Below are 3,756 nucleotides of genomic sequence, written 5' to 3' on the forward strand. Positions count from 1 at the left end.
ATATGGCGTTAACCCTAAACATGTCGGTTTATACGGCGGCTAGTATGGCGGCTTTATTACACTGATGTGCATGTTCACCGAACCAGACGTTTTCGCAGCAGGCGGGGCCATCCGTTCCGTTACCGACTGGGCACACTATAACCATGAGTATACCTCAAACATATTGAACGAACCTTTTACTGATGAGCAAGCCTACCGTAAAAGCTCACCTATTTACTTTGCCAACGGCTTAAAAGGCAACCTGCTGATGCTGCATGGCATGATAGATCAGAATGTAAATTACCAGGATATCATTCGCCTTACCCAAAAACTGATAGAGCTACACAAAGAGAACTGGGAGTTGGCTTCGTACCCCGTAGAAGATCACGGCTTTGAACAACCCAGCAGTTGGACGGATGAGTATAAACGGATCTATAAATTGTTTGAGGGAACGTTGAAGAAGTAGTGTAATTAAAAAATGTCATTGCGAGGAGCAGCAAGGGGGACAAGCGAGGGGGCGACGTGGCAATCTCGTAGCCGTGCATAAATACTTTGCAAATCCGCTCTGCATCCGACGAGATTGCCGCTACCGCTCCCAATGACATGGATTTTTGCATACCCCACCGCGACCGTGGGGACACGGTCGCAAACTATACTATTGATATATCCACATCAACACATGCTTCTTTTGTTTCTTCAACAAAGCATCCACAACTTTCATAGTATTATTTGAAATAGCGGGGCAACCCCAGCCTTCAGGTGTCCCTTTAGGGTAAACTTCGGTTTCGGCTACTTGTTCCCAGGAATGAAAAACGATCTGCCTTGCTAAGGCATTATTGTTGCTGCTTTCCAGCCCGGTGAGGTAATATTTTACATGGATTCCCCAGGCGCTGTAGGCCCGGCCATCAATTTGGTATTTTCCGGGAGCCGTACAATGACTGCCATCCAGGTTACTGAATGCAGGTTTATCTTTTGACCATTCGCCGCTCCATGGGTTCCGGCCGCAACCGTGGCTCACAAGGCCCGAGATCAGCACATTGTTTTTCCTGAAATCCCACACCATAAAACGCTTAACACCCGATGGCAGGGCCATATCAATTAAAATACAATAGCGGGTGTTATACCCCCGTTGCCGGCAAAATGCAAGGCTTTGTTTAGCTTTTGTCTTAACGCGGTCAAGGTTGATCCGGGGAACGTCGGCATTAACTTTAACACAGCAGAAAAATATCGATATCAACAGGAATAAAGGCTTCAGTTTCAATTGCGACAGGTTTTGTGTTGTAAACAGAAATATCCGCTTTTTATTACAATAAACCTATCTTGCCAAATGAAAAAACATATTCCCCTCTTACTCCTGCTATTGTGTTTGTTCAGTTGTACAGAAATATCAACCAAAACATTAGTAACTATCAGTCCGGCTAATAACGGAAAAGCACTGCAAATTACCGGATTCGATCCGGCTATTATCAGCGAGATCAGCCGCGACTCATCGGCAACAGCATGGCAAACACTGATGGCTGTTTACCGCATGCCCGCCGATACCAGCATGCGAAACCTGCAACCTGTACAACCGGGGCGATATACAGTTAAAGATAATGTAGTTATTTTTACACCAGATACTGCGTTCAGCACACAGCAAACCTACTTTTTTCGTTATTATGATTTTGGGGCAGGTGGTACGCTGACCGATTTGATAAAAAGCCGCAGCAGACCCGGAACTTTGCACTATACAGATTTGATTTTTAAGCAATAAACTACCTTGATGCTTGAAAATTTAATATTTTTGATTATATTTGCAACCGTTAATAAAAGAGGGGGCAATTAGTCCCCTCTTTTATTTTATCAATCAAAATTATTCTGTCAAAAACACCGGTGGGTAATGAATATTGAAAAAAGGGTAAAACAACTGGTAGAAGAAAAAATAGCAGATAAGCCGCACCTGTTTATAGTGGATATAAAAATGCACTCGAACGGAAAGCTCATTATACTGCTTGATGGCGATAACGGTATCGGCATTGATGAATGTGTACAGGTAAGCAGGCATGTTGGCTTCCATCTGGAAGAGGAAAACGTGATCGAAACCGCTTACAACCTGGAGGTTTCATCGCCGGGTATTGATTTTCCGCTGTCATCGCCAAGGCAATACGCCAAAAATGTTGGCCGTAACCTGGGCATCAAAATGAAGGATGGCGCTAAACGCGAAGGCATATTGACCGGCCTTACCGAGGATGCCATCACCATTGAAGAAAAAGTAAAAGAAAAAGGGAAAAAAGCGCAGGTTATTGAAAGCGTTATCCCGATGGAGCAAATAACAGAAACAAAGGTTTTAATATCATTTAAGTAAAAAATGAGCAATATTAATTTAATTGATTCTTTTCAGGAATTTAAAGATTTCAAGAACATTGACCGCCCTACCATGATGAGCGTACTGGAAGACGTTTTCAGAAGCATGATCAGGAAAAAGTACGGTACGGACGAAAATTGCGACGTAATTGTGAACACCGACAACGGTGACTTAGAGATCTGGCGTACTCGTAAAGTTATGGAAGATGGCTTTAGCGAGGACGACGACCTGGAGATAGAACTTGCCGAGGCACACTTATATGACGCCGACCTTGAAGTTGGTGATGATTATATTGAGCAGATCACTTTAGAGAGCTTCGGCCGCCGTGCTATTTTAGCCGCCCGCCAAACGCTGGTATCAAAGATCCTGGAATTAGAGAAAGACGAGATCTTCAAAAAATATAAAGACCGCGTAGGTGAAATTGTTACAGGCGAGGTTTACCAGGTTTGGAAAAAAGAAACGCTGGTATTGGATGACGAAGGTAACGAGTTGTTGCTGCCAAAAACAGAGCAGATCCCGGCCGACTACTTTAAGAAAGGCGATAGCGTTAAAGCTGTTGTATCTAAGGTAGACATGCTGAACAGTAACCCTAAGATCATCATTTCACGTACAGCGCCTGAATTTTTACAGCGTTTGTTTGAGCTTGAAGTACCGGAAATTTTTGATGGCTTAATCACCATCAAGAAAATTGTACGCGAACCGGGCGAACGTGCTAAAGTTGCCGTTGAATCATATGACGACCGTATCGATCCGGTTGGTGCCTGCGTAGGTATGAAAGGTTCACGTATCCACGGCATAGTACGTGAATTAAAGAATGAAAACATCGACGTTATTAACTTTACCAATAACGTTCAGCTATACATCCAGCGTGCATTATCGCCGGCCAAGATCACTTCTATTAAATTAGATGACGATAAAAAAACGGCTGCCGTGTATTTAAAACCCGACCAGGTTTCATTAGCAATTGGTCGTGGTGGACATAACATTAAGCTGGCCGGAAAATTGACTGGCTATGAAATTGATGTTTACCGTGAGGCCGATGAGCATGACGAAGATGTGGACATTGAAGAATTTTCAGACGAAATTGATAGCTGGATCCTTGACGAATTTAAACGCATTGGTTTGGATACAGCAAAATCAGTACTGGCCTTAACCGTTGGTGAACTGGTAAAACGTACCGATTTAGAGGAAGAAACGGTAAAAGAAGTGCTATCAATTTTGAATGCGGAGTTTGAATAAGCATAATAAGCAAAATTAAAATCGTATTTTTGCACCGAATAAGCAGAGAAAGTAAGTAATATTAAATGTCAGAAGACAAATCCATAAAATTAATTAAAGCAGTAAAAGAACTGAACATTGGCATGGGTACCCTTGTCGATTATTTAGCTACCAAAGGATACAAGGTTGACAAGCATCCTATGGCCAAGCTGGAT

General features: G+C 42.9%; 5 protein-coding genes. 4 read left to right on the forward strand and 1 reads right to left on the reverse strand.

Annotation, left to right across the window (positions count from 1 at the left end; translation table 11 throughout):
* Positions 1 to 55: 55 nt before the first annotated feature.
* Positions 56 to 445 carry an alpha/beta hydrolase family protein gene (locus tag VF500_RS20790; RefSeq protein ID WP_330861519.1) on the forward strand — a complete coding sequence of 130 codons (390 nt, stop codon included), beginning with the start codon at positions 56 to 58 and terminating at the stop codon, positions 443 to 445.
* A 189-nt stretch (positions 446 to 634) separates the two neighbouring features.
* On the opposite strand, the gene VF500_RS20795 is transcribed toward VF500_RS20790, so the two are convergent.
* On the reverse strand, positions 635 to 1,240 hold the full coding sequence (locus tag VF500_RS20795) for a murein L,D-transpeptidase catalytic domain-containing protein (RefSeq protein WP_330861517.1): 606 nt from the start codon (positions 1,238 to 1,240) through the stop codon (positions 635 to 637).
* Positions 1,241 to 1,306: 66 nt separating this feature from the next.
* On the opposite strand from VF500_RS20795, the gene VF500_RS20800 reads away from it, so the two are divergent.
* The 3 genes from VF500_RS20800 (at position 1,307) to nusA (ending at position 3,562) form a co-directional block, all read left to right on the forward strand.
* A complete protein-coding gene (locus VF500_RS20800) occupies positions 1,307 to 1,732 on the forward strand; it encodes a hypothetical protein (protein WP_330861518.1) in 426 nt (141 codons plus the stop codon).
* A gap of 126 nt (positions 1,733 to 1,858) precedes the next feature.
* Positions 1,859 to 2,323: a ribosome assembly cofactor RimP gene (gene rimP, locus VF500_RS20805; protein ID WP_110587512.1), complete on the forward strand. Its 465-nt coding sequence runs from the start codon at positions 1,859 to 1,861 to the stop codon at positions 2,321 to 2,323.
* A gap of 3 nt (positions 2,324 to 2,326) precedes the next feature.
* A complete protein-coding gene (nusA, locus tag VF500_RS20810; protein WP_110587513.1) occupies positions 2,327 to 3,562 on the forward strand; it encodes a transcription termination factor NusA in 1,236 nt (411 codons plus the stop codon).
* Positions 3,563 to 3,756 lie beyond the last annotated feature (194 nt).

This window comes from Mucilaginibacter sp., from assembly GCF_036383575.1.
In the GTDB taxonomy this organism is placed as follows: domain Bacteria; phylum Bacteroidota; class Bacteroidia; order Sphingobacteriales; family Sphingobacteriaceae; genus Mucilaginibacter.

Coding starts and splice junctions, on each gene's coding strand:
- VF500_RS20800 (WP_330861518.1), top strand. CDS start 1,307: ATGAAAAAACATATTCCCCTCTTACTCCTGCTATTGTGTTTGTTCAGT.
- rimP (WP_110587512.1), top strand. CDS start 1,859: ATGAATATTGAAAAAAGGGTAAAACAACTGGTAGAAGAAAAAATAGCA.
- nusA (WP_110587513.1), top strand. CDS start 2,327: ATGAGCAATATTAATTTAATTGATTCTTTTCAGGAATTTAAAGATTTC.